General features: G+C 69.0%; 19 protein-coding genes and 1 tRNA gene. 9 read left to right on the forward strand and 11 right to left on the reverse strand.

The window, feature by feature from the left end:
- Position 1: 1 nt before the first annotated feature.
- From K5L49_RS07285 to K5L49_RS07295, 3 genes are all read right to left on the reverse strand, one after another.
- A complete protein-coding gene (locus tag K5L49_RS07285; protein ID WP_223691546.1) occupies positions 2-1,573 on the reverse strand; it encodes an ABC transporter substrate-binding protein in 1,572 nt (523 codons plus the stop codon).
- Positions 1,574-1,683: 110 nt separating this feature from the next.
- Positions 1,684-3,117 carry an aldehyde dehydrogenase family protein gene (locus tag K5L49_RS07290; RefSeq protein ID WP_223691547.1) on the reverse strand — a complete coding sequence of 478 codons (1,434 nt, stop codon included), beginning with the start codon at positions 3,115-3,117 and terminating at the stop codon, positions 1,684-1,686.
- Positions 3,114-4,784 (reverse strand): thiamine pyrophosphate-dependent enzyme, encoded by a 1,671-nt coding sequence (locus K5L49_RS07295; RefSeq protein WP_223691548.1) that lies wholly within the window; start codon positions 4,782-4,784, stop codon positions 3,114-3,116. Before K5L49_RS07295 ends, K5L49_RS07290 begins: the two co-directional genes overlap by 4 nt.
- 162 nt (positions 4,785-4,946) lie before the next feature.
- Here K5L49_RS07295 and K5L49_RS07300 point away from each other — a divergent pair, with 162 nt between their 5' ends.
- On the forward strand, positions 4,947-5,684 hold the full coding sequence (locus K5L49_RS07300) for a FadR/GntR family transcriptional regulator (RefSeq protein WP_223691549.1): 738 nt from the start codon (positions 4,947-4,949) through the stop codon (positions 5,682-5,684).
- A gap of 15 nt (positions 5,685-5,699) precedes the next feature.
- On the opposite strand, the gene K5L49_RS07305 is transcribed toward K5L49_RS07300, so the two are convergent.
- The 3 genes from K5L49_RS07305 to K5L49_RS07315 form a co-directional block, all read right to left on the reverse strand.
- Positions 5,700-6,875 carry a M20 metallopeptidase family protein gene (locus K5L49_RS07305; protein WP_223691551.1) on the reverse strand — a complete coding sequence of 392 codons (1,176 nt, stop codon included), beginning with the start codon at positions 6,873-6,875 and terminating at the stop codon, positions 5,700-5,702.
- The gene (locus K5L49_RS07310) at positions 6,872-8,074 is read right to left on the reverse strand and encodes an amidohydrolase (RefSeq protein ID WP_223691553.1); all 1,203 of its coding nucleotides are present in this window, start codon (positions 8,072-8,074) and stop codon (positions 6,872-6,874) included. The genes K5L49_RS07305 and K5L49_RS07310 overlap by 4 nt, the downstream gene beginning before the upstream one ends.
- 64 nt (positions 8,075-8,138) lie before the next feature.
- Entirely contained in the window at positions 8,139-9,098 is a 960-nt protein-coding gene (locus K5L49_RS07315; RefSeq protein ID WP_223691555.1) for a PDR/VanB family oxidoreductase, read from the reverse strand.
- Positions 9,099-9,221: 123 nt separating this feature from the next.
- Here K5L49_RS07315 and hisC point away from each other — a divergent pair, with 123 nt between their 5' ends.
- Positions 9,222-10,334 carry a histidinol-phosphate transaminase gene (gene hisC, locus K5L49_RS07320; RefSeq protein ID WP_223691557.1) on the forward strand — a complete coding sequence of 371 codons (1,113 nt, stop codon included), beginning with the start codon at positions 9,222-9,224 and terminating at the stop codon, positions 10,332-10,334.
- 143 nt (positions 10,335-10,477) lie between these two features.
- Positions 10,478-11,317, forward strand: coding sequence for a LysM domain-containing protein (locus tag K5L49_RS07325; RefSeq protein WP_223691559.1), 840 nt, complete (start codon positions 10,478-10,480; stop codon positions 11,315-11,317).
- A gap of 116 nt (positions 11,318-11,433) precedes the next feature.
- Here K5L49_RS07325 and K5L49_RS07330 read toward each other — a convergent pair whose 3' ends face one another.
- Positions 11,434-12,150 (reverse strand): SDR family NAD(P)-dependent oxidoreductase, encoded by a 717-nt coding sequence (locus tag K5L49_RS07330; protein WP_223691561.1) that lies wholly within the window; start codon positions 12,148-12,150, stop codon positions 11,434-11,436.
- A gap of 125 nt (positions 12,151-12,275) precedes the next feature.
- On the opposite strand from K5L49_RS07330, the gene K5L49_RS07335 reads away from it, so the two are divergent.
- Positions 12,276-12,659, forward strand: coding sequence for a DUF5997 family protein (locus K5L49_RS07335; protein WP_223691563.1), 384 nt, complete (start codon positions 12,276-12,278; stop codon positions 12,657-12,659).
- Here the strand turns inward: K5L49_RS07335 and K5L49_RS07340 are convergent.
- Positions 12,590-13,408, reverse strand: a complete 819-nt coding sequence (locus K5L49_RS07340) for a GntR family transcriptional regulator (protein WP_223691564.1) — start codon at positions 13,406-13,408, stop codon at positions 12,590-12,592. The two genes, K5L49_RS07335 and K5L49_RS07340, sit on opposite strands and share 70 nt — an antisense overlap.
- Before the next feature lie 335 nt (positions 13,409-13,743).
- Between K5L49_RS07340 and K5L49_RS07345 the strand changes: the two genes are divergently transcribed.
- Positions 13,744-16,209, forward strand: coding sequence for a hypothetical protein (locus K5L49_RS07345; RefSeq protein ID WP_223691566.1), 2,466 nt, complete (start codon positions 13,744-13,746; stop codon positions 16,207-16,209).
- The gene (locus K5L49_RS07350) at positions 16,206-18,356 is read left to right on the forward strand and encodes a phosphocholine-specific phospholipase C (protein ID WP_223691568.1); all 2,151 of its coding nucleotides are present in this window, start codon (positions 16,206-16,208) and stop codon (positions 18,354-18,356) included. The genes K5L49_RS07345 and K5L49_RS07350 overlap by 4 nt, the downstream gene beginning before the upstream one ends.
- Here the strand turns inward: K5L49_RS07350 and K5L49_RS07355 are convergent.
- Entirely contained in the window at positions 18,353-19,279 is a 927-nt protein-coding gene (locus tag K5L49_RS07355) for a LysR family transcriptional regulator (protein ID WP_223691570.1), read from the reverse strand. The genes K5L49_RS07350 and K5L49_RS07355 overlap by 4 nt on opposite strands.
- A 76-nt stretch (positions 19,280-19,355) precedes the next feature.
- Between K5L49_RS07355 and K5L49_RS07360 the strand changes: the two genes are divergently transcribed.
- A complete protein-coding gene (locus K5L49_RS07360) occupies positions 19,356-21,089 on the forward strand; it encodes an FAD-dependent oxidoreductase (RefSeq protein WP_223691573.1) in 1,734 nt (577 codons plus the stop codon).
- 28 nt (positions 21,090-21,117) lie between these two features.
- Here the strand turns inward: K5L49_RS07360 and K5L49_RS07365 are convergent.
- Both K5L49_RS07365 and K5L49_RS07370 read right to left on the reverse strand, forming a co-directional pair.
- Positions 21,118-21,190: transfer RNA gene (locus K5L49_RS07365), tRNA-Thr, on the reverse strand.
- 43 nt (positions 21,191-21,233) lie between these two features.
- Positions 21,234-22,139, reverse strand: a complete 906-nt coding sequence (locus K5L49_RS07370) for a DsbA family protein (protein WP_223691575.1) — start codon at positions 22,137-22,139, stop codon at positions 21,234-21,236.
- Positions 22,140-22,414: 275 nt separating this feature from the next.
- Here K5L49_RS07370 and K5L49_RS07375 point away from each other — a divergent pair, with 275 nt between their 5' ends.
- Together K5L49_RS07375 and K5L49_RS07380 are read left to right on the forward strand one after the other, a co-directional pair.
- Positions 22,415-23,509: an ABC transporter ATP-binding protein gene (locus tag K5L49_RS07375; protein WP_223691577.1), complete on the forward strand. Its 1,095-nt coding sequence runs from the start codon at positions 22,415-22,417 to the stop codon at positions 23,507-23,509.
- Positions 23,510-23,596: 87 nt separating this feature from the next.
- Positions 23,597-24,892, forward strand: coding sequence for a DUF4032 domain-containing protein (locus tag K5L49_RS07380; protein ID WP_223691578.1), 1,296 nt, complete (start codon positions 23,597-23,599; stop codon positions 24,890-24,892).
- The last annotated feature ends 68 nt before the right edge of the window (positions 24,893-24,960 follow it).

The raw sequence follows: 24,960 nt of genomic DNA on the forward strand, positions 1-24,960 counted from the left end.
ACTACTTTGTCAGGCGCAGCGTGGTCGGAGCGATCACGGTCTTCGACAGGCCGAAGGTGAGGCCCTTGCCGTAGAGCGTGGTCGTCGACGACGAGATCGGCAGCACTTCGAGGTTGCTGAACAGCGAGTTCTGCGCCTGCTCCCACGTGCCGCAGCTCGCGTCGCCCGCGATGGTCTGCGCCTTCGCCGCGAGGTCGAAGTACTGCTGGTTCGTGTTGTACGTCCAGTTGCCGCCGTTCGGGGGGAACTCGCCCGACAGGATCCCCTGCCAGTCGCTCGGCAGGCTCGTGTAGATCGGAGCCCACACGAGGTCCCAGTCTCCGCCCTGGAAGATCACATCGGTGTAGCTGCCCGACGGCGCCGGCTGGGCATCGATGCCCGCCTTGGCGAGCTCCTGCTGCAGGAGTTCGATGGCGGCGGTCGTCGACTGGCCTTCCTTTGCCGGATAAAGGATCTTCAGCGAGAGCTTCTTGCCGTCCTTCTCGCGGATCCCGTCCGATCCGGCCTTCCAGCCCGCGGCATCGAGCGCGGTGGCCGCCGCCTTCAGGTCGAATCCGGGGATGGAGGCGCTGCTGTCCATCGCGGTGCAGGCCGACCCGAAGTCGGAGATCAGGGTGTTCAGCACCTTGCCGCGCCCAGCCGAAGACACTTCGCCCACCGATTTGCGGTCGATCGCCTGGGCGATGGCCTCTCGCACTGCGAGGTCGTGTCCGGGGCGGCCCTCCGCCTGATTGAAGAAGAGCAGACCGGGGCGCAGCGGCACATCGAGCGTCGTGTAGTCGCCCGCCTTGAGCCGGTCGCGCTCGGTGCCGGCGACGGCGCCGTACTGGAGCTCGCCTGACTGCAGCATGTTCGCCTGGGTCGACGCACTCGTGACCACCTGCATGTCGACCGTCTGGGGCAGACCCTTCGTCGTGCTGGTCACACCGCCCGGGCCCCAGGTGTAATCCTTGCGCAGGGTGAACGAGTAGGTCTGGCCCGGCGAGGAGGAGTCGAGAACGTACGGCCCGGTGCCGAATGCCTTGGTGTCGAGCGACGACGGATCGGCCAGCCCGGAGGCGCAGACGATCGGCAGCGCCCCGATAGTGCTCACCAGGAAGCTCTGGGGCTTGTCGGTTGTGAAGGTGACCGTGCGGGCGGCATCGTCAGCGGCGACGGTCATGCCGGATGCCGGGAAGTAGACGCCCTTGTACGGCGAGCCCGTCTTCTCGTCGGCGGCGTAGGCGAACGTCGCCTTGACATCGTCGGCCGTGAGCGGTTTGCCGTCTGAGCACAGCACGCCCTGTTTGAGCGTGAACGTCACGCTGGTCGGCGTCTCGGTCCACTTCTCGGCGATGAGACCCTCGGCGTCTTTGCCCGGAGGGAAGCTCACCAGCGACTCGTAGGTGAATGCCGCCACCTCTTCGCCGGCTTGGGTCGCGTTCGTGATCGGGTTGATCTTGCCCGGATCCGCGCTGATGGCGTAGGACAGCGTCCCCCCGGTGCTGCCACCTCCGCCCGTTCCCGAACAGCCGACTAGCGTGAGAGCGATGGCTGCCGCCCCCGCAACGACAGCGCCAATGCTCCGTTTCATGGTGTTCCTCTCTTGGTGCTCTTTCGGGTTCCGCACAACAATGGTGTTAATTGATTATTATGAATACGTGTTATAAGGCAATGACTGTTGTGTAACAACTGTGTTTCGAGTCAGGCGAGCGAGGCCGCGCCCATCACCGACTTCGTCTCGAAGAACTCGGCGAGTCCCGCTGCCCCGCACTCGCGGCCGACACCGGACTGCTTATAGCCGCCGAAAGGCGCGCCGACATCGAGGCCGGCTCCATTGATCCCGACCGTACCGGTGCGCAACCGCAGCGCCACGTCGAGCGCGCGCCGTGCATCCGCCGACCAGACGCCACCGGAGAGCCCGTAGTCACTGTCGTTCGCCAGCGCGACGGCCTCGTCGAGCGAGTCGTACGCGGTCACCGCCAGCACCGGCCCGAACACTTCCTCACGGAACAGCCTCATCGACGGCGTGACGCCGCCGAAGATCGTCGGCCTCACGTACGCGCCACCGGCGAGCCCCGAAGGGGCGTCCAGACCGCCGGCCAACAGCTCTGCGCCGTCATCGATCGCCGCGGCGATGTGGTCGCGCACCCGCTGCAGCTGGGTCTGCGAGGCCAGAGGCCCGATCGCCGTCCCCTCCACCCCAGGGTCCCCCGGCTGCCAGTCCGCGCTGGCGGCGACGGCCGCCCGCGTCCACTCGTCGAGCATCGACGCCGGCACGAGCACCCGCGTCAGCGCCGCGCACGTCTGGCCGGAATTGGCGAAGCACGATCGCAGCACACCGGCCACCGAATCCGCGACGGAGGCATCGTCGAGCACGATCGCCGCCGACTTCCCGCCGAGCTCCAGGGCGACCCGCGTGATGTTCGCCGCAGCGACCACGGCGATCCGTTCCCCGACGGCCCGCGACCCGGTGAACGTCACGAGGTCGACACCGGGATGCGCGGCGAGCGGCTCCCCCACTCCGGCCCCGTCGCCGAACACGACGTTCACGACTCCGGGGGGAGCTCCCGCGTCGTGCAGGATCCGGGCGAGGGCGGCCGCGTTGAGCGGCGCGATCTCGCTCGGCTTGAGCACGACGGTGCAGCCGGCGAGCAACGCGCCGCCGACCTTGAGGACGATCTGGTGCAGAGGGAAGTTCCAGGGCGTGATCGCGACCACGACACCGGCCGGCTCGGAGACGACGAGCGAGTTCGACACGGCGGTCGCATGCTCATGATCGCGCGCGGCGGCGGCGAGAGCGGCCAGGTCGGCGAGCGCGACGCCGACCTGGGCGGCCCGCGCGAATCCGATCGGCGCCCCCATCTCGGCGGAGAGGAGACCGGCGAGGCGGTCCCGTTCCCGTTCGATGCCGGCAGCCATCCTTTCGATCAGGGCGATCCGTTCGGCCAGGGGCGTCGCCGCCCATCCGGGGAACGCCCGCCGCGCGGCCTCGACGGCTCGGTCCGCATCGCGGGCGTCGCCGGCGACGACAGCGCCCACCAGGGAACCGTCGGCGGGATTGTCCACCTCGATCAGCGGGCGACCGAGTGCACTCTCCCAGACCCCGTCGATGTAGTGCGCCGTCGGCTTCGTCACGATCGGCTGCCCTCCGCGACCAGGTGGGCGTCGGGCGCGAGCGGCTGGGGGCGCGGGATCCCCTCGTGGATCAGGTGCCACGGCGAGGGGAACTCGCCCACCGGCACCTCGATGAGGATCGGCTCGTTCGCCGCGACCGCATCCGAGACGACGCCGGCCAGCTGTGCCGGATCGAAGGCTCGGGCGGAGGCGATGCCGAACGCCGACGCCAATTGGCCATAGTCGGGGTTCGTGAGATCGCTGGCGAAGTACCGTGCGTCATAGCGGTTCTTCTGAATCCGCCGCACATTGCCGAAGAATCCATCGTGGAAGACGATCGTCACAAGCCCCAGGCCGTAACGCTTGGCCGTCGAGAGCTCTTGCATGGTCCAGGAGAACCCGCCGTCGCCCGACACCGACACGACCGCCCGATCGGGATCCGCCGCCTTCACCCCGAGCGCTGTAGCGAAGCCGTAGCCGAGGGTGCCCTGGTAGCCGGGGCCGACGTAGGTGCGCGGCTGGTACGCCGGATAGCACGCGCTGGCGGCGTACCCGACCTGGGTGAACTCGCTGACGAAGACGCCGTTGTCCGGCAGCGCACCGCGGATGGCGGCGAGGTACTCCCGCTGCGGGGCGATGTCTTGGAACTGCGCCTCGAGCCAGGCCCGTACGCCTGCGAATTCCGCCTCGCGCGACGACCGCGACGGTCGCCCGAGCTGGGCCGCGATCGCGGCGAGCCCGGCGGCGGAGTCGGCATGGATGCGCAGTTCGGCCGGTCGCGGATCTCCGAGGTCGGCCTCCTCGGCGTTCAGCAGGATGACGCGTGCGTTCCCGGTGTTCATCGCCGTGCCGACCGTCGACACGAATCGGGTCCCGACGGCGAGAACGAGGTCGGCCTGCTCCCGGAACGCCCGGAGGGCGAGGCCGTCGAAGGCGAGGCGGTGGCGGGCATCGAGGGCACCCCGACCGTTCTCGCTCATGAGCACGGGAGCCTCCAGCGCTTCGGCGAGTTCGCGCAGGGCCGCCGTGGCGTTCCCGGCGATCGCGCCGCCGCCGACGTAGATCATCGGTCGCTTCGCCGCGGCGAGCAGCGCCACTGCGGCATCCACATCCGATGCGGCCGGCAGGATGGGGGACGGGAGCACCCGGTCGGCGACGACGGCATTCGTCGGCGCCGCGAGCACATCGGGCGGAACCTCCAGCGCCACTGGCCGGGGGCGACCGCTGCGGAGCTGCACGAACGCTTCGCGCACCAGACCGGGGATCTCGTCGGCCGAGCGGGCGATCCCGTTCCACTTGGTGAGCCGCTCCAGGTGCCCGCTCTGATCGGGGATCTCGTGCAGGGCGCCGAGCCCGCGGCCGATGGCCGCCGAGTCGATCTGGCCGGCGAGCAGCAGCACCGGGGAGTTGGCCGAGTACGCGGTGGCGAGTCCGGAGAGAGCGTTGAGCACTCCCGGGCCGGGTACGACCATCGCCACCCCGACGTCGCCGGTGCTCCGGGCGTACCCATCGGCCATGTAGGTCGTCGCCTGCTCGTTGCGGGCGCAGGTGAACGCGAGACGGTCGGAGCGCGCGTAGAGCGCATCCGCTGCCGCGTCGAGCTGGACGCCCGGGATACCGAAGATCTGCGTGACCCCCTGGCTGGCAAGGGACTCCGCGAGGATGTCTCCGCCGGTCGGCTGTGTCATGGGATTCCTCTCCTGAGCTCCGTCGCTCGATTCACTGTATTGGTTACAATGAATTATGGCAAATCTCGCCCCGCCGTCAATTCGGCGGTCGAATCGGGGGTCGGGCTCCCTAGGATGTGAAGGCGTGGCGCAGACCAACCGCCCAGACATATCGGAGAACGCATGACATTCGCAGAGGGCTCGAAGACGCGGACGACCCCGTCGTTCGGGCGGGTGCGCGGCGCGAACTCGGTGGCCGACACCGTCGTCGACGAGATCGAAGCGATCATCCTGCGCGACAAACTCCCCGCAGGACACCGGATCGGCACCAAACAGGAACTGGCCGAACAGTTCGGCATCGCGCCGGCCACCCTGGGCGAGGCTCTTCGCGTGCTGCGCGGTCGCGGCGTGATCGAAGCCCGACCCGGTCCGGGCGGCGGGGTCTTCGTCGCCAACCAGTCCCCGCTCATCCGTCTGGCGCACAGCGTGCTCCAGCTTCGCGAACGCGGCGCGACCGTCAACGAGGTCGTCGCGGTGCTCGACGCCCTCGATGAGGCCGTCGTGCGCGATGCGGCCCTGCACCGCACCGACCAGGACCTCCGCGACCTCGACGCGCTGATGGAAGAGCTCTCCGCCGTCTGGCACGACCCGGTCGAGGGCCTGCACTGCAATTGGAAGCTCCACCGCCGGATCGCAGAGATCTCCCCCAACGCCGTTCTGCGCACGTTCTACCTCAACCTGGTCGACTACATCGAAGGGGATGCCGAGGAGCGCGACTCCGGCACCCTCGCCGTGCCGGGGTTCCAGCCGGACTCCGACGAACGGTTGCGCATCCACCACGACCTCGTCGAAGCGATTCGCTCTCGCGACCCCGAGTTGCAGCGCATGGCGATCGTGCGCCACCGCACCCTCGGCCGCTAGCCGAACCGCCGCCGCTCAGAGGTGGTCCAGTGCCAGAGCGGCGAGAGCGGCGGCATGATCGGCGAGGATGCCGTCATCGAACACTGCGCGCGGGGAATGGTTCATCTCGGCGTCGGCCGGAGCGATCTGCGCGGGCGTCGCCCCAAGGAAGACGAAGGCCCCGGGAACCTCACGCAACACGAACGAGAAGTCCTCCGACGCCATCATGGGCGACGCCGCCGGCTCGACACGCTCCACCCCGAACTGGCGGCGCAGCACGGCGAGCGAGCGATCGGCCGACGCGGCATCATTCACCGTGACCGGGTAGACCGCCTCGAAATCGACGCGGGCCGCGCATCCGTGTGCCGCGGCGATGCGCCCGGCCAGCACCGGGAGCTCCGACTGGAGCACCTCGACTGAGCGGTCGGAGAGAGTGCGTACGGTCGCCGCCAGCCGTGCCGACTCCGGGATCACGTTCAACACCTCGCTCGCGGCCAGCTTCGTGACCGTCAGCACCACCGGGTCGAAAACGTCGAAGCGACGAGTGACGAAGGCCTGCAAAGCCAGCACGATCTCCGCGAGCACCGGAACAGGGTCGAGCGCGTCGTGCGGCTTCGACCCGTGCCCACCCCGGCCGATCACCTCGATTCTCAGCACGTTCGCACCCGCCATGAGCGCACCGGGCCGGGTCGAGAACACGCCGGGCGCACCCGGCATCACATGGATGCCGTAGGCGGCCGAAACCGGGACACCGGCCGCCTCGAGAACGCCCTCCGCGAGCATCGACAGAGCGCCACCGCCGGACTCCTCCCCCGGCTGGAACATGAAGACCACCGAACCCGCGATCGTCTCGCGCCGCGCGGCGAGAAGCCGGGCGGCCCCGAGGAGTCCCGCGACGTGGAGGTCGTGACCGCAGGCGTGCATCGCCCCGTTCGTCGACGCGTACGGCAGTCTCGTCGCCTCGGTGAGGGGAAGAGCATCCATATCGGCTCGCAGGAGCACCGCCGGGCCGGGGTGGGCGCCGTGCAGCACGGCGACGACCGAACTCGACGCGCGCCCGAGGATGATCTCGAGGCCGAGACCGTCGAGCTCCTTCAGGATCGCCGCCTGGGTGCGCGGAAGGTCGAGCCCGACCTCGGGCTCCGCATGCAGGGCCCGCCGCACTCGCACGAGGTCCGCCAGCAGAAGCGCCGCATCCTCCTTCAGCGTCATCGGGTCTCCGTTCCGGCCGTCGGCCACCGGGATGCGAGACGATGGCCGCCCCCGGTCCATTCGGCGACGACTCTCCCGTCGATGTACACCAGTTCTGCGCGAGACGAGATCTCGAACGGGTCGCCCGACCAGAGCACGAGGTCGGCGTCGAGGCCCGCTGCGATGGCGCCGATCCGGCCGTCGAGACCGATGATCCGGGCCGCCTGCGAAGTGACCGCGGCGAGCGCCGTCGACCAGGGAAGGCCGGACCGAACGGCAGTCGCGGCCTGGAGCCGCAGCTGCCCGATGGGGAACACCGGATGGTCGGTGGTGAGGGCGACCCGCACGCCGGCACGATCCAGTGCCACGACCGTGGCCGGGCCCGCGTTCCGGACCTCCACTTTCGAGCGCGTCGTCAGCATCGGCCCGAAGATCACGGGGATGTCCCGTTCGGCGAGCAGGGGCGCCACCCGGTCGGCCTCGGTACCGTGGTTGATCACCAGCCGCAGCCCGAACTCGTCGGCGAGCCGGATGGCCGTCGCGATATCGTCGTGCCGGTGGGCGTGCTGATCCCAGAGCAGTTCTCCCCTGAGCGCGGCACCGAGCGCCTCCAGGGTGAGGTCGATCCGCTTCTCCGGCTCGGTCGAGCCGGCATAGTGCCGGGCGTCGAGGAGCGCCTGGCGGATGACGAACGCGACGCCCATCCGGGTGCTCGGCAACTGCTTCCGCTCCCCGTAGACCTGTTTCGGGTTCTCGCCGAGCGCCGACTTCACCCCGACCGCCGGTGAGATCACCTGCTGGTCGACGGTCGATCCTCCCCAGGTCTTCAGCGCTGCGCTCACGCCGCCGATCGGATTTCCCGACCCCGGTTTGACGACTGTCGCCGTCACGCCGCCTGTGACCGCATCCTCGAAGCCGATGTCATCGATGGTGATCGCATCGAGCGCCCGGATGCCTGCCATGTTCGGTCCGGAGAGCTCGCTGCCGTCCGCCCCCGCCCAGCCGTTCGCCTCTTCGTGCACGCCGACGTGGCTGTGCGCGTCGATGAGACCCGGTGTCACCCAGCAGCCGCCGGCGTCGACGATCGTCGCCCCAGCGGGCGGCTCGATCCTGTCCCCGACCGCGAGGATGCGTGGGCCGTCGAGCAGTACCGTCCCGCCGTCGAACGTGGCGCCGAGACCGGTGAACACCCGCCCTCCCCTCACTGCGACGATCGTCATGTCGAGCTTCCTTCCCGGTCGGTGGTCTTGGTCGCTTCTCTCATTCGTTCCCCAGTCCTGTCATTCAGATGTCGAGGACGAGCCGCGACTCGATGGAGCGGGAGACGCAGATCATCATCGTCTCGTTCTCCTCCCGCTCCTCCGGGCTCAGGATGGAGTCGCGATGGTCCGCCGCGCCGTCAACGATCGTCGTCTCGCAGGTGCCGCAGACGCCCTCCCGGCACGAGTTCGGCACGCTGATGCCGGCGCGTTCGAGCGTGTCGAGGATGCTGCATCCCGGTTCCACGGTGACGGTGAGGCCGGAGCGGCGCGCATCCACCTCGAACGCATCCGTCGATACGGGTGCGGCGAGCGGTTTTGCGTGGAACCGCTCGACCCGGAGTGTGCGTGCCGGCCAGTCTGTGGCCACATCCTCCATCGCGTCGAGCAGCCGCGCCGGCCCGCAGGCGAAGACGGCGGTGCCCGGTGCGAGCGTGCCGAGCTCAGTGCGCAGATCGGCTCGCCGCCCTTCGTCGGCCGCGAACACATCGACCCGGGGATGCGCGAGAAGGGGGTCGTTCACGTACGCCATCGTCTCGCGCGACCGCCCGAGGTAGAGCAGCCGCCACGGTAGGCCGCTCGCCCGCACGGCCCGCACCATCGGCAGGATCGGGGTGATCCCGACGCCTCCGGCGACGAAGACGGTCTCCTGCCCGGGCTGGAACGAGAACGTGTCGATCGGGTCGGACACCTCGACGAGGTCGCCGGGACGGACGGTGCCATGCACCTCGCGAGAGCCGCCGCGACCGTTGTCCTCCCGAAGTACGGCGATGCGCCATCCGACGCGATCGGCCGGGTCTGAGCACAACGAGTATTGGCGTTCGATTCCGCTGGGCAATCGCAGGTCGATATGGGATCCGGGCGCCCACGCCGGGAGGGTCGCGCCGGCCGGGTCGGTCAGTCTCAGCGACAGGATCCCCTCCGCCTCGCGGCGCAGTTCTTCGACGCGGAGGTGGCGCCGCCCGCCGTTGGTCGGACGCGTCATCGCCATCCTCTCTCGAATCCCGACACCACTGTCGATCAATTCGCAACAATGGTTATAATCATTTATAGATTTTAGAAGCGGTGATCTGACACTGTCAAACGCCGCAAGACGAAAGGACTCCCGATGACGATCCGCCTGCGCAACCTCTCCGCGACCCCCGCCTACAAGCCGGGCAAAGCCGCCCCCACCGACGCACCGGATGCGCACACGGTCTTCAAGCTCTCCTCCAACGAGAACCCCTACCCGCCGCTGCCCTCGGTGGTGCGCGCACTCGAAGAACAGCTCGACTCGGTCAACCGGTACCCGGAGACCGCGGCGAGCGCCCTCACCCGGCTTCTCTGCGAAAGGTTCGACGTGGAGCCTGAGAACGTCGTCTTCGGCAGCGGCTCCGTGGAGATCATCTCCCAACTCATGCGCGCGACCGCAGGTGCGGGAGACGAGATCGTCTTCGCCTGGCGATCCTTCGAGGCCTATCCGATGCTGGCGGTCGCCGCCGGCGCCACACCGGTGGCGGTGCCGCTGACACCGACGCACGAGCACGACTTCGCCGCGATGCTGGCGGCGATCACCCCGCGCACACGACTGATCCTGGTGTGCAACCCCAACAACCCCACCGGCACGACGATCTCGGCCGACGCACTGGAAGACTTCCTCGCGAAGGTCCCGGCCGAGATCGTCGTCGTCGTCGACGAGGCCTACCTGCAGTTCAACCGCCGACCCGACACTGCGATCGGCGTCGACGCGATGCGCCGGCACGACAACGTCGTCGTCGCACACACCTTCTCGAAGGCCTACGGTCTTGCCGGACTCCGTGTCGGCTACGCGCTCGCCCCCGAAACGGTGGCGACAGCGCTGCGTCAGGTCGCCCTCCCCTTCGGCGTGACCTCGCTGGCGCAGGCCGCCGCCGTCGCATCCCTACACGCGGAAACCGAGCTCGACATCCGTGTCGACGAGCTCGTCGCCGAGCGCGATCGAGTCGGCGCCGCTCTGGCCGAGCAGGGCTGGGAGCTCCCCGCCTCCGGCGGCAACTTCCTCTGGTTCCCCCTCGGCGACGACACGACGACCGCGGCGGACGTCTTCGAAGAGCACGGCCTGCTGGTGCGACCGTTCGCCGGCGACGGCCTGCGTGTCACGATCGCGGAACGCGAGGCCAACGATCGGATCATCGCGGCCGGTGCCGCCCTGCGGAGCAGCCTTCTGCAGCAGACCGCCGTCGCCGAGCTCGAACTCTCCTGACGGACGGCGGGCCCTCCGCACCTCCCTCGGTTGTCAACCGCGTCCGAACCCGGCGTCCGACTATGCTTCACGCAGACGAAGAACACGATGCGGATGGCGACCTTCGAGGCGGGCGGGAGCCCCGGTGCCATCGAGGGGGAATCATGGGTCATTGGGGAGACGTGAGGCGAGCCGGCACATCGGCCGGCGCCCCGAGCAAGCGCCGGATCCTGCCGGCCGCCGTCCTCACCGTCGCAGTCGCTGCAGCCCTGGCCGGGTGCTCACTGTTCGCCGGAAGCACCGACCCGACGCCCACCCCGAAGCACACCGAACACGCCACCTCGACCCCCTCATCGACACCGCTCGCCGGGAGCACCGGCGACGTCGTCGCCTCCGCGAGCCCGACGCCGCCGCCCGTTCCCCCGACGCTGACGGCGGTGCCGAAGGGAACCGTCGTCGCCCAGGGAGACGTCGCCTCACCCAAGGGCAGCATCCACTTCCACTACCGGATGGTCGCGAATGGGGACAATACGTACTCGGCCGAGTACTCGTCGTTCACATCGACGGTCCCGGTGCCGATCTCCGTCACCCTCATCGACATCCCGCCGAGCGTGGGCGACGGGCTGACCTACCACGGCGTCGGCGACCACCTGCTCGGCGGCCCGACCACCCGGACCGCACCGGCGACATCCGCGCTCCTCTCCGTCGGCCAGCCCTCGTATCTGGGCACGCTCGTGACCTACTCGTCGGTGGCCTCCGCCGACGGCGTCCCGGTCGAACTCGGACCGAACAAGGTGCTCGCCGTGACCACGGTGCGGTGGTCCGTGCCGGTGCGCCAATCGAATGTTCACCCGGTCGACGGCGGCACACGCACCTACGCCGCGGGCACGGTCACGGCCACCACGGCAAGCGGAGCACCCAAACGCTACCTCGTCGCCTCCGGGACACCACGGCCATCGTCGCCGAACGGTTCGGAATCTCCGTTCCCGACCTGCTCTGGCTGAACTCCGATCTGCAGGTCGTCGACGCCGACCAAGCGCTGTACGCGTCGACAACGCTGAACCTCGACCCCGACAGCCTCTGAGAGGTCACGCCGACCGGAGCTTCCCGCGAGGAGGCTTCACCAGGCGACGGTCCGGCCGAGGTAGTCGAGGAACTGGAGTCCGCCCCGGTCACGCTGCGCCTCCACGGTTCCAACGAGCCTCGGGATGCTCTCGTCGATGGTGAGCGCCCCGTTCGGGCCGCCGACCCCGGTGCCTTTGACCCACCCCGGGGCGAGCAGCAGCAGCGTACGCGGGTCGTCGCGATGACGGGCCGCATAGCTGCGCATCAGCTGATTGAGTGCGGATTTGCTGGCCCGGTAGAGCTCGAAGCCTCCGCGCTCGTTGTTGCTGATGCTGCCCTGACCGGAGGACATGATCGCGATCGTCCCGGTGGGAGGCACCAGCCCCGCGAGCTCCTCGACGACACGCATCGGACTGAGCGCATTCGTCACCAGGAGGCGGATGAACTCGTCAGTGCTGACGGTCGCGACCGTCTCCTCCTCGGCATTGGTCACGCCGGCATTGACGAACAGCAGGTCGAACCATCGGCTCGCGAGCCTGTCACGAAGGCCGGCGACCTCATCCGGAATCGTGATGTCCACCGATTCGATCTCGAGCCGGTCGGGGAAGGCGTCCCTCAGTTCGTGCAACGCGGTGCGGCCGGCCCCGCGCACGGTGGCGACGACCGTCGCTCCGCGGGCGAGATACTCCTCGGCGATCGCCAGCCCGAGACCGCGGGAGGCACCGATCAGCAGGACGGACCCGGTGGGGGTGGTGCGCGAGGTGTCGGTCACGACCTCAGCGTACGACTCCGCCCAGCGCGTTGCACGGCGGGATGCACGGCGATCAGAGCCGCCCGCCCGACCCGCGATCGCCTGACCGTTCGGCGGAAGCCCCGTTCGAACCCTAGAGTGAACGGATGATCAGCAGACGCGATGCGGCCCAGCGCCTGGACATCAGCCTCGAAATGGCGACGAGGCACGGCATCCCCTCCCGGCTCAGCGATCAGGAGTTCGACGAGCTGGCCGCGAACCCGCCGGCCTGGCTCGCTCAGTCTCGGGCGAACCGCACCGGCAAGCGGCCGGTCTGGGTGCAGCTGACCTGCGACATCTGCGGTTTCACCGAATCCGCGCGCCCCAAGAAGTGGTGGCCCGACTTCACCTACCTCAGCTGCGACGACCACCCCCAGGGCCGGCTGCCCGAACCGTTGCCCGGGCTGGCCCGCCGCGAGGTCTACGGTGTCGGCAGCCGCTTCATCGGCATCGTGGACGAGAGCCCCTCGGCCGCGGACGACACCGTCTGACGTTCGCCGACCTCGCCGAGGGTGCGCTGCATCGGGTTGTCCGACAATTGCGTGTGCACCTGGAACGCGATGGTCCCGGAGACATAGCGATCGTCGGAGTACTCGATCGGACGCTGCCGGGAGTCGTAGCTCTCCCGTCTCAGCCGCAGGAGCGGACTCGACCGGCGGATGCCGAGCGCCTGGGCGTCCTCGCCGGTCGCGGCGACGGCATCCAGCGTGTTGTCGGCGTAGCTGGTCAGCACGCCGAAGCGTTCGAAGAGCGTCTGCACGACCGACGGCTCGCGCGGCGACAACGTCTGGATGATCGGGATCATCCAGGTGGCGTATGTCGTCCGTTCGAGCATCACGCGCCGGTCGTTCAGGGTGCGCACGCGGACGACGCGCAGCACCGGGTCGCCGTCGTCCAGTTCCAGTCGGCGCCGGTCGGCGACCGTCGCCGGCGACGTCGCGCTCGAGAGCACCTGCCCACCGGGTGTCATCCCGCGGTTCCGGGCCCACTGTGCGAACGAGCGCAGCTGCTCGAAGTCCTGCCCTTGCCGTGACGCCTGCACGACCCAGGATGCCCCCTGGCGTGAAGCCACAGCGCCCCGGGTGCGGAGCAGGGCGAGGGCCCGCCTGACAGTTCCCCGGGCAACGCCGTACGTTTCGGCGAGCAGGTTCTCTGAGGGCAGCGAACTGCCGGCCCGGAATTCGCCCTGGAGGATGCGGGCGCCCAGATCTTCGGCGATCTCGCGATAGTACGACGGCATTCGGTCATCCAGGGGTCGGGTGCCGCACCCGGCACAGTGCACAAAGGCGGGAGTGGTGTTCGGTGCGATTCTTTCACCGATCTGCCACTCTGCGGGGTGAACCGGGGTCACCAGGTCGTTGCGCGCCACCGTGCCCGGGCACGCATGTGCATCCACTTGTACACGTGCGGTGCGCGGAAAGCGCCAGGCCGGGCGCGAACGCGGCCGGGCCGCCGTGCTCGCTGCGCCAAGCGGACCGTTCCGCTTCGGACAGCGTTCACCGACGATTCCGGCCGGCGCAGGGAACGGGATGCGTGCGACCGCTTGGGTTGTGAACCGTGACCACAGTGCGCAGAATGACGATGCTGGCGACCGCGGCGGCTGTTGCCGGGCTCGTCGGGATGCTTCTCACCGGACCCGCCGCGACGGCGGCGACGCCGAGCGGGACATTGACGTTGACCACGGTGAACCCCGCACCGGGCGCCGCACTGACCTTCTCGTACGCGACCGATCGACCCAACACGAAGAATTGGGTGGCGATCTACAACGACCCCGCCACCGGGCCGACCGACGAGAAGACGCACGGCGCCTCGACCGATTGGGCTTACGTCGACGCGACGACGGCGAGCGGATCCGGGACGGTCACGATCCCCAGCACCGCACTGACCCCCGGCCACGACCTGGTCGCCTACTTCCTCTACTCCGATGGCTACACCTGGCTGGCGCAACCGGTGACCTTCCGGGTCGGCTATGCCACGACCGGAAGCCTGCAGCTGACGACCGCCGCTCCACGTGTCGGCGGTGACCTGACCTTCACCTACGCGACCGGGAAGGCCAACCCGGCCGGAAAAGACTGGATCGCCCTCTACGACGACACCAAGAATGCCCCCGTCAACCAGACCTACCCGGGCCGGGCATCGACGGCGTGGTCGTATGTCACCGGCACCTCCGGGTCGGTCACCATTCCGGCCGGCACCCTCACCGCCGGTCACGACGTCATCGCGTTCCTGCTCGACAACGACGGCTACGCCTGGCTGGCCGAGCCCCTCACATTCCGGCTGGCGACGGCGAGCACCGGTCCGACGGCGGACGGGACGCTGAAACTCCTCACCACGGATCCCGTCGCCGGGCAGCCTCTTCAGTTCTCGTTCACGACGAGCACCCCGAATGCGAAGAACTGGATCGGGATCTACGACGACCCGTCCACCATCCCGACGGGCGGTCAATCGCACGGCGGCTCCACCACCTGGGCCTACGTGCCGAACGCCACCTCCGGCACCGTGACCATTCCGGCCGGAGGTCTGACCGGCGGTCACACCGTGGGCGCCGTCCTCCTCTACAACGACGGCTACGTGAACCTCGCGCCGTCCCTCACCTTCGCGCTCACGGCGCAGCCCCCGCTCACCGGCTCCCCGAACCCGACGACCGACCACTTCGTCACCGACGACGTCGTCGAACCGGCGACCCGACCCGCCGCGGCCGTCGCCCTCTCGGTCGGCGGCCTCTGGTTCGGCGTCGCCGGGGCCGACGCCGCAGCCGCAACCTTCGCGAAACAGAGCGGACCGGACTGGATCTCGGTCTCCGCGTCCGGCGCGATCACCGGAACGGCGCCGTCGAGCATCCCGGCGCATCCCCCGCTCGTGACCATCACGGCGACCGAGGCCACCGGGGTCACCGGTACGCTCACGGTCGAACTGCCGGTCGCCGAACCCGGCGCGCCGCCGGTCGTGCACGCAGCGACCCTCGACCTCTGGGATGGCGGAACCCACGTCGACGATTCGCTGGAGAAGACCGTGCGCTCCATCCTCACCAACCGATTCGACCTCCTCGGCCTGCAGCACACGGGTGGCGCCCGGGCCGCGGCCGTCGCCCAGCGGCTGGGCTGGAACGCGGTCGAGTCCGCGACCGGACTCGCCATCGTCGCGCCGTTCCGGTTGACCCCGCTCGCCGACCCCGCTGGTGCCCCGATGACCGCCGCGACGGCGAACGTGGGCGGAACGGAGGTGACCGTCTGGAACACGGCACTCGATGCGGGTGGCCCCGACCCGGCGGCCGTCTGCACGGCCGGCGCATCCGCCGCCGTCGACGCAGAGAAGAGCACGCAACGCTACGCCGAGGCCCGCGCGATCGCGGATGCGGCCCGAGCTCTCCGCTCCGCCTCGCCGAAGGCTCGGCTGCTGCTCATCGGCGCCCTGAACTCGCCCTCCGTCCTCGACTGGACGGGCGCGGGCGGAAACACCGACTGCGGCGCCGGCCGGGTCGACTGGCCGGTGACTGCGGCGATCCGGGATGCGGGACTCAGTGACGCGTACCGGGCCGCCCGTCCCGACATCCAGAAGAACCCGGGGGCGACGGCGGGCATCCTCACCCCGGCGGTGCCGGCGCCGGCGGTCAGCGCCGCGGTCGCGCATCCCGCCATCCTGGATCGGCTCGACTACATCCACTTCGCCGGGCCGCTCACCGTACAGAACGCGAACACGGTCGTCGACGGCTTTCCGGCGGCCGCGCCCGCCTCCGCCGCCAATCGCTGGCCGTCGGACCGCGCGGCCGTCGAAGCGACACTCCTGCTCGCCGCTCCCCCCAGTGGCGGTAGCGGCGGCAACGGCGGCAACGGAGCGAACCCCGGACCCTCCGACCCCCACAACGGCGGAGCGGCCTCCGGCCCCGAGGCGCTCGCCTGGACCGGCAGCGCCCTCTGGCTGACCGCCGGAGCGTTCGCCCTCGCCGCCCTGATCGTCGGCACCCTCCTTCTCATCTCCCGTCGTCGGAGGATCGCCGCCGTCACCCCCATCGCCGCACTCGCAGAGGAAGCAGACGAATGAGCACATCCAAGCCGGAGCACCACGCACCCGAGGTGACCCTCGACGCGGCACCGCCACTCGACCAGGGCGCCGGATATCGCAGCTCGATCCCCCGCGGCGTCAGCCGCCGCACCCTCCTGCTGGGCGGGGCCGCGGCGATCATGGCCGGTGTTGCCGTCGGCACGGCCGGCCGCGGGGCACTCCCGGCCGTCGCCGCCGCGAAAGCCTCGGGGACGTACAAGGACGTCAAACACGTCGTCGTCCTGATGCAGGAGAACCGTTCGTTCGACCACTACTACGGCACGCTCCCTGGGGTGCGCGGCTTCGCCGACCGGCAGATCCTGGAGTATCCGGGCGGCGGCGACATCTTCCACCAGCCCGACCCCTCCCGCGCAGACGGCCACGCGATGCTGCCGTTCCGTCTGGACTCGACCAAATACAACTCGCAGAACGCCGGCGGGCTCGACCACAGCTGGGGCGGCGGCCACACGGCGTGGAACAACGGCGCGTGGAACCGGTGGGTCAACGCCAAAGGGCAGCAGACGATGGGCTACTTCACCCGCGACGACATCCCCTACCAGCACGCCCTGGCGAGCGCGTTCACCGTCTGCGACGACTATCACTGCTCGCTGAACGGCCCGACGACCCCGAACCGCCTCTATCAGTGGTCGGGCATGGTCAACCCGGCCGGGGGTCTCGGCGGCCCCGCCATCGACAACCCCGCCGACTACAACCCGGTCTATCGCTGGGGAACGTATGGCGAGCGCCTCCAAGGGGCCGGGGTGACCTGGAAGACCTACGCGAACGACGAGGTCGGCGACAGCGGAAGCCATCCGTATGTGGGCGATTACGGCGACAACCCCCTCTGGCTGTTCCAGCAGTACCACGACGCACTCACCTCGGCCGACCCCGCCCAGCGATCCCTCGCGGCCAACGGCGGCCTGCACGACGGGTGGAAGCCGGACTCCGGCCTCGGGCTGGATGTGACCCACCTGTTATCGCAGTTCGGCCAGGATTGCGCGACGAACTCCCTCCCCACCGTCTCCTACGTCGTCGCGCCCTACGGGTGGAGCGAGCACCCGTCGGCGAGCCCCGACTACGGCGCCCACTACACGAACGCCGTCGTGCAGGCCCTGTTCAGCAATCCCGACACCTGGGCGTCGACCGTCCTGCTCCTCAACTACGACGAGAACGACGGATACTTCGACCACGTGCTCCCGCCGTTCCCCGAGGCGGGGACCGCCGACGAGTACGTGAACGGGCTCCCGATCGGGTTCGGATCCCGGGTGCCGCTCACGGTCGTCTCGCCCTGGTCGCGCGGCGGCTGGGTCAACTCCCAGACCTCCGACCACACCTCGATCATCCGGTTCCTGGAGGTGATCACCGGCGTCACCGAGCCCAATATCTCGGATTGGCGGCGCACCGTCTCCGGCGACCTGGTCAGCTGCTTCGACTTCGCGAACCCCGACTTCAGCATCCCGGGCAGCGATATCGTCCCCGGGCTCCCCCAGACGCAGCAACTCGTCGCCGCGGCGGACGCCGATCGCAGCAAGCCTCCGGTCGCAGTGCCGGCCGTCGGGGCCCAGACGATGCCGGGCCAGGATGCCGGCACGATGCGACACCGCCCACTGCCCTACCGGCAGAGCGCCGATGTGACCGTCGACGACACGACGGGGCGCCTCACCCTCACCATGCGCAACCAGGGAAAGGTCGGCGTCAGCCATCAGGTGTTCCCGAACATCGTGCTGCCGTTCGTTGCGACCCCGCACACGATCGCCGCGAACGCGTCGGCCACCTGGGTGTGGGACGCCGCCCAGACGGACGGTCTCTACGATTTCAGCGTCTACGGTCCGGACCGCTTCCTGCGCCGCTTCGCCGGCACCGTGGTCCGCGGCGGCCGCGCCGACATCGCCCTCCCCCGGGTGACGGCCGAGGTCGGCGCGATCGGCTCCGCCCTGCTGCGGCTGACCCTCACCAACGACGGCGGCGCCGAAGTGCGCTTCCAGCTCAGCGGGAACGACTTCACCGACCACGCCGAGCAGGTGTACGTTCCGGCCGGCGCGACCCGCACGACGGATTGGCCGCTGAACGCCTCCGGCTACTACGACGTCGTCGTCACTGCGAACACCGGAACCGGCTTCCGTTACCGCTTCGCCGGGCGCGTCTAAGCCGACAGCCGCATGGTCGCCCCGGCGCGCGCGGCGAAGTCGGTCGCGCTCGTCGCGACCGTGCGCCGCATCACGTCGACGGCCGCGGTCGGTGCGACATCGGCGGGGCGGGCGAGGCTGATCGTCCGTTCGAGTGCCGGCCCGGCGAGCCTCACCGAGCGCAGCCCGGGGCGGTCGATGAGCACCATGGCGGGGACGATGGCGACGCCGAGCCCACGCTCCACGAACCGCAGCACCGCATCCATCTCCGCCCCCTCGAGCGCGACGTCGGGTCTGAGCCCCGCCGAGCGGAAGGCGGCATCGGTCGCGCTGCGCAGATCGTAACTCGAGCTGAACACGATCTGCGGCAGCCGGGCCACCTCCTCCAGCGTGATGGTCGCGCCGGCGGTCACCGGATGCGCGCCGGCGGACGAGATGACGACGAGCTCTTCGACGAGCAGCGGTGTGACGATGAACCGCTCGGCGGAGGTGGCGTCGGAGGTGGTGATCAGAGCGAGGTCGAGCTCGCCTCCGGCGAGTTCGTCGAGCAGCCGGCGCGACCCCTGCTCCGACAGGTGAAGTTCGATGCCCGGATGCGCGGCACGGAAGGCACTGAGCACCTCGGCGACGAGGCTGATGCAAAGCGTTGGGGTGGCCCCGAGTCGCACCCGTCCGCGTCGGAGTCCGGCGAGTTCGGCCAGCTCGCGTCGAACCGACTCCGCGTCGGCGAGCATCCGCCTGGCCAGGGGAAGCAGGGACTCCCCCGCCGTCGTCAGGGTGCTCCCCCCGCGGGCACGCTGGAACAGCTCGGCGCCGAGATCCTGCTCGAGGGCAGCGATCTGGCGGCTCAGCGACGGCTGGGCGAGGTGCAGCTTCTCGGATGCACGGGTGAAGTTCCCGAGGCGGGCCACCTCGACGAAGCTGCGCAGCTGATCGAGATTCATATCCATAGCCTACGGGCATCGTGACAACCAGAAATATGCATTGGAGTAATCGGTTGCACGAGCCTAGCGTCGAATCATGAGCACCTCAGAACGTCAGATCTCCACCACGGTCCTCGTGATCGGCACCGGCGGATCGGGCCTGCGCGCCGCCATCGAACTCGCCGAGGCGGGTGTCGATGTTCTCGCGTTGGGCAAACGCCCCAAGTCCGACGCCCACACGTCTCTCGCGGCGGGCGGCATCAACGCAGCCCTCGCGACCATGGATGCGGAGGACAGCTGGCAGCAGCATGCCGCCGACACCCTCAAAGAGAGCTACCTCCTCGCCAACCCGCACACCGTCGAGATCGTCACCTCGGGCGCCGCCCGCGGCATCGAAGACCTGGAACGCTACGGCATGCCGTTCGCCCGCGAGGAGGACGGGCGCATCTCGCAGCGCTTCTTCGGCGCCCACACCTACCGGCGCACCGCGTTCGCCGGCGATTACACGGGGCTCGAGATCCAGCGCACCCTGGTCAACCGCGCCGCCCAGCTCGACGTGCCGATCCTCGACACGGTCTACGTCACGCGCATCCTGGTCAATGACGACGGCGCGGTGTTCGGCGCCTACGGTTTCGACATCGAAGACGGCACGCGCTACCTCATCCACGCCGACGCGGTCATCCTCGCCGCCGGCGGCCACAACCGCATCTGGCGGCGCACCTCATCGCGGCGGGACGAGAACACGGGCGACTCGTTCCGACTCGCGGTCGAGGCGGGCGGGCGACTGCGCGACCCCGAACTCGTGCAGTTCCATCCCTCGGGCATCATCGAGCCCGAGAACGCGGCCGGCACGCTGATCAGCGAGGCGGCGCGCGGCGAGGGCGGCATCCTCACCAACGCCCTCGGCGAGCGCTTCATGGCACGCTACGACCCCGAACGGCTCGAACTCTCCACCCGTGACCGGGTCGCCCTCGCCTGCTACACCGAGATCAAGGAGGGCCGCGGAACCCCGAACGGCGGGGTCTGGCTCGACGTCTCCCACCTGCCGCGGCAGACGATCATGAGCCGCCTCCCCCGCGTCTACCAGACCATGCTCGAGCTGCAGATGCTCGATATCACCACCTCGCCGATCGAGATCGCGCCGACCGCCCACTACTCGATGGGCGGCGTCTGGGTGCGCCCGGACGACCACGGCACCGACGTGCCCGGCCTCTACGCCATCGGCGAGGCATCGTCCGGGCTGCACGGCGCCAACCGCCTGGGCGGAAACTCGCTCATCGAGCTGCTCGTCTTCGGGCGCATCGTCGGCCAGGCCGCGGCCGCATACTCCTCGTCTCTACTGGCGCAGAAGCGCTCGGCCGCCGCCGTCAAGACCGCCCGCGAAGAGATCGCCGATCTGCTCGCCTCCGACGGAGACGAGAACGTCCGAGCTTTGCAGCGCGCCATCCGTGACACCATGACCGAGCACGCCGGAGTGGTGCGCGACGAGGCGGGCCTCCTAGCCGGCCTCGCCGAGCTCGACACCATCGAGAAGAGGATGCACGACATCGGCATTCACCCCGACATCGCCGGCTACCAAGACCTGGCCCACGCTTTCGATCTCAGATCGGCCGCCCTCGCTGCTCGCGCCACCCTGGAGGCGGCCCTCGAGCGGCGCGAGACCCGCGGGTGCCACAACCGCAGCGACTACCCGAACCTCGACGAGTCGCTGCAGGTGAATCTGGTCTGGTCGCCGACCAGCGGGATCACCCGCGAACAACTCCCGCCGATCCCGGCCGAGATCGCCGCCCTGATGCGCGACGTCTCGGTCGCCGGCAAACTCGTCGAATAGCCGCCCTCCCCGTGCGGAGGGTATGAAGAGCCGGCCACGGGACTCGAACCCGTAACCCCCGCTTTACAAGAGCGGTGCGCTACCAATTGCGCCAGGCCGGCCAAGACGGCTGGCCGTCTCGCCTGACCATCTTAGGGGATCGCGTCAGCCCGCGGAGGGAGACGGCGACGGCGTCGAGGTCGAGGAGTACGAGTCGCCCTGCGCCTGCAGCACGAATGCTTTGAAGTCGGAGGCGCTGCGCAGCGAACCCGTGTACGACTTGCCGTTCACAAGCACCAGCGGCGCGATCGTGAGCTTCTTCACGTTGGAGTCGGGGATGGGCCCGGTGAGCGCGAGATCGCTGGCCCGGGTGACCCAGCTCTTGTACGTGCCGTCGTCGATGCACGAGCCGATGGAGGAGGTGTGGCCGGCGCCGGCGCTCGCCGCGCGAGACTTGAGCTGGGCATCGGTGAGACCGGGGCCGCCCTCCTCCGGCTGCTTGGCGAAAAGCGAGTTGTTGAACTTCCAGAAACTGTTCGGAGCGTAGTTGGCCACACAGGCGGCCGCGTTCGCCGCGCGCAGGGAGTAACGCGTTCCCGCCGAATGGCTCGTCAGCACCGCGATCGGGTGTACCTCGACCGTCACGGCGCCATCCTTGATCAGGGGCTCGAGCTGGTCCGCATTGGTGCGCTGGAAGTCACCGCACAGCGAGCACAGATAGTCGACGTAGACCCGGATCGTGACGACGCTGCCGCTCGGGTCCGGTGTCGACGGGATCGGCGACGCATCCGCCGCGAGGGGTTTCGTCTCGTGCGCCTTGAGCCCGGTGCCGATCACGATGCCGTCGCTGGCCATATTGGCCGGACCGGGCACGGAGGGCCGGATGGCGGTGACGATGATGACCGCGACAACAGCGACGATCGCGAGAACGCCGACGACGATGCCGCCCTGCAGGAAGGCTCGGTTGCGCCGGTCTTTGCGCTGCTGGGTCGTGCGCAGCTGCCTGGCCTTCTCCCGCGCCGCCGCACGTCGCTCGTTGGCGGGTCGGCTGTCTTCGGGACCGTCGGTCATGGATGTCACTTTCGGGGTATCACTCGGTTGTTCTTCGGGCGAGCGGCTCGGATCGGATGCGCGAACGCACCGCAACAGCCTATTTCGCGTTTCTGGGAATCAACCAGACGAAGCCTGAACGAGACCGGGGGGAGCGGTGGGAACCGTGGTCATGACCTCGTCGCCGATGCCATACTATGGGGTCGTGGTCGCCGTCGCCCCAGGACGACAGCACCGCTTCATCCATCACAACGGATCGTCCGGCACGTACCTGCCGGTGAAGGAGTAAGAAAGAAATGGCGTCAGTCACGTTTGACAAGGCAACCCGTCTGTACCCGGGTTCCACCCGCCCCGCGGTCGATGAGCTCAGCATCGACATCGCCGATGGCGAATTCCTCGTTCTGGTCGGCCCTTCCGGCTGCGGAAAGTCCACCTCGCTGCGTATGCTCGCCGGCCTCGAAGAGGTCAACGACGGCAACATCTTCATCGGCGAGCGCAACGTCACCGACGTTCCGCCGAAGGACCGCGACATCGCGATGGTCTTCCAGAACTACGCGCTGTACCCGCACATGACCGTCGCCGAGAACATGGGCTTCGCGCTCAAGATCGCCGGCGTCAACAAAGACGAGCGCGCCTCCCGCGTTCTCGAGGCCGCCAAGCTGCTCGACCTGGAGCCGTACCTCGGCCGCAAGCCGAAGGCCCTCTCGGGTGGTCAGCGTCAGCGCGTCGCCATGGGCCGCGCCATCGTCCGTAGCCCTCAGGTGTTCCTCATGGACGAGCCGCTGTCGAACCTCGACGCCAAGCTCCGCGTGCAGACCCGCACCCAGATCGCCTCGCTCACCCGCCGCCTCGGCGTCACCACGGTCTACGTCACCCACGACCAGACCGAGGCCCTCACCATGGGCGACCGCATCGCGGTCCTCAAAGACGGCGTGCTCCAGCAGGTCGGCACCCCGCGCGACCTCTACGCTCAGCCCAACAACGTGTTCGTCGCCGGCTTCATCGGCAGCCCGGCCATGAACCTGTTCTCGGCCGACGTCGTCGATGGCGGCGTGCAGTTCGGCACCACGGTCGTCCCGATCGAGCGCGACGTGATCGCGAACGCCGGCCCCTCGGTCACCATCGGTGTGCGTCCGGAGGACGTCGTCGTCTCCACCACCGAGGGCGCGGGCCTCAAGGTCACCGTCGACCTCGTCGAGGAGCTCGGCGCCGACGGCTACCTGTACGGCCACTCCGAGATCAACGGCAAGCGCACCGACATCGTCGGCCGCGTCGACGGTCGTATGCACCCCAACGCGGGCGACACGGTCTTCATCACCCCGAAGCCGGGCCACGTTCACGCGTTCCACGCCGAGAACGGCGAGCGCCTCGGCGGCGCGGTCGTCGACTAAGCAGTCGAGCACCCGTTCCACACAGTGCCGCAGTCCGTCACCGGACTGCGGCACTGTGCATTTACGCAGATCCGATAGGTTTTCTTCATGGCCGGCTCCCTCAACATCACCGCGGCGACCGTCGATCCCGCCCTCCTCGACCTCCCGTGGAACATCCCTCTCGACGAGTGGTCGAACGAGCACATCGCGATCCTGCCGAAGGGGATCTCGCGCCACCTCGTGCGGTTCGCGAACCTCTCCGGCTATGTCATCGCCATCAAAGAGACCACGGCCGAGATGGCCAAGCGCGAATACGACATGCTGCGCACCCTGCAGCGCCTCGACATCCCCTGCGTCGACCCGGTCGCCGTCGTCAACAACCGCACCGATGAGGATGGGACGCCGTTGAAGGCCGCCCTCGTCACCCGACACCTCAAGTTCTCCCTCCCCTACCGCGCGCTGTTCTCCCAGACGTTGCGGCCCGACACCGCGACCCGCCTCGTGGACGCGCTCGCGGTGCTACTGGTGCGCCTGCACATCGTCGGATTCTTCTGGGGCGACGTCTCGCTCTCGAACACGCTCTTCCGCCGCGACGCGGGCGCTTTCGCCGCCTACCTCGTGGATGCGGAGACCGGCCAGCTCTACGACGGCGGCCTCTCCAATGGTCAGCGCGAGAACGACCTCGAGATCGCGCGGGTGAACATCGCCGGCGAGTTGATGGACCTGGAGGCCGGCGGCCGGGTCGATGAGGAGCTCGACCCGATCAAGGTCTCCAACGGAATCGTCGCGGCCTACCGGTCACTCTGGAAGGAACTCACCAGCAGCGAGGTGTTCTCGTCGTCGGAGCGTTGGCGCATCAGCCGTCGGGTCGACCGCCTGAACGAGCTCGGTTTCGACATCGAGGAGCTCGCGATCAAGACGTCCGACGAGGGCACGACCGTGCGCATCCAGCCGAAGGTGGTGGATGCGGGCCACCACCAGCGCCGCTTGTTGCGCCTCACTGGGCTCGATACCGGCGAGAACCAGGCCCGCCGACTGTTGAACGACCTCGACTCCTACTCGGCCACCCTCGGCAAGCGCGGGCTGGACGAGGAGGCGGCCGCCCACGAGTGGCTGCTGCGGGTGTTCGAGCCGGTGGTCCGCGCGATCCCGGCCGAGCTCAAAGGCAAGCTGGAGCCTGCCGAAGTGTTCCATCAGCTTCTCGAGCACCGCTGGTTCATGTCGCAGAACGAAGACCGGGATGTTCCGCTCGCCGAGGCCCTCACCTCGTACATCAACGACATCCTGCGGCATCGCCGCGACGAGGCCACCGTGATCGAGCCACTCACCGAGACCATCGGCATCCCGATCATCACGCCCTCGACGGCCGACGACGACGACACCGACTGGCGCGCTAAAGTCTGAGCACGCGAAAGTCTGAGCACGCGAAACCGGCCGGATGCGCCCCATTCCGCGAGGATGGGGCGCATCCG

The sequence above is a fragment of the Leifsonia poae genome (assembly GCF_020009625.1).
GTDB classification, from domain to species: domain Bacteria; phylum Actinomycetota; class Actinomycetes; order Actinomycetales; family Microbacteriaceae; genus Leifsonia; species Leifsonia poae_A.

Coding starts and splice junctions, on each gene's coding strand:
- K5L49_RS07380 (WP_223691578.1), top strand. CDS start 23,597: ATGGCCGGCTCCCTCAACATCACCGCGGCGACCGTCGATCCCGCCCTC.
- K5L49_RS07325 (WP_223691559.1), top strand. CDS start 10,478: ATGGGTCATTGGGGAGACGTGAGGCGAGCCGGCACATCGGCCGGCGCC.
- K5L49_RS07310 (WP_223691553.1), bottom strand. CDS start 8,074: ATGACGATCGTCGCAGTGAGGGGAGGGCGGGTGTTCACCGGTCTCGGC.
- K5L49_RS07285 (WP_223691546.1), bottom strand. CDS start 1,573: ATGAAACGGAGCATTGGCGCTGTCGTTGCGGGGGCGGCAGCCATCGCT.
- K5L49_RS07355 (WP_223691570.1), bottom strand. CDS start 19,279: ATGAATCTCGATCAGCTGCGCAGCTTCGTCGAGGTGGCCCGCCTCGGG.
- K5L49_RS07360 (WP_223691573.1), top strand. CDS start 19,356: ATGAGCACCTCAGAACGTCAGATCTCCACCACGGTCCTCGTGATCGGC.
- K5L49_RS07335 (WP_223691563.1), top strand. CDS start 12,276: ATGATCAGCAGACGCGATGCGGCCCAGCGCCTGGACATCAGCCTCGAA.
- K5L49_RS07345 (WP_223691566.1), top strand. CDS start 13,744: ATGACGATGCTGGCGACCGCGGCGGCTGTTGCCGGGCTCGTCGGGATG.
- K5L49_RS07315 (WP_223691555.1), bottom strand. CDS start 9,098: ATGACGCGTCCGACCAACGGCGGGCGGCGCCACCTCCGCGTCGAAGAA.
- K5L49_RS07305 (WP_223691551.1), bottom strand. CDS start 6,875: ATGACGCTGAAGGAGGATGCGGCGCTTCTGCTGGCGGACCTCGTGCGA.
- hisC (WP_223691557.1), top strand. CDS start 9,222: ATGACGATCCGCCTGCGCAACCTCTCCGCGACCCCCGCCTACAAGCCG.
- K5L49_RS07375 (WP_223691577.1), top strand. CDS start 22,415: ATGGCGTCAGTCACGTTTGACAAGGCAACCCGTCTGTACCCGGGTTCC.
- K5L49_RS07370 (WP_223691575.1), bottom strand. CDS start 22,139: ATGACCGACGGTCCCGAAGACAGCCGACCCGCCAACGAGCGACGTGCG.
- K5L49_RS07350 (WP_223691568.1), top strand. CDS start 16,206: ATGAGCACATCCAAGCCGGAGCACCACGCACCCGAGGTGACCCTCGAC.
- K5L49_RS07295 (WP_223691548.1), bottom strand. CDS start 4,784: ATGACACAGCCGACCGGCGGAGACATCCTCGCGGAGTCCCTTGCCAGC.
- K5L49_RS07300 (WP_223691549.1), top strand. CDS start 4,947: ATGACATTCGCAGAGGGCTCGAAGACGCGGACGACCCCGTCGTTCGGG.
- K5L49_RS07340 (WP_223691564.1), bottom strand. CDS start 13,408: ATGCCGTCGTACTATCGCGAGATCGCCGAAGATCTGGGCGCCCGCATC.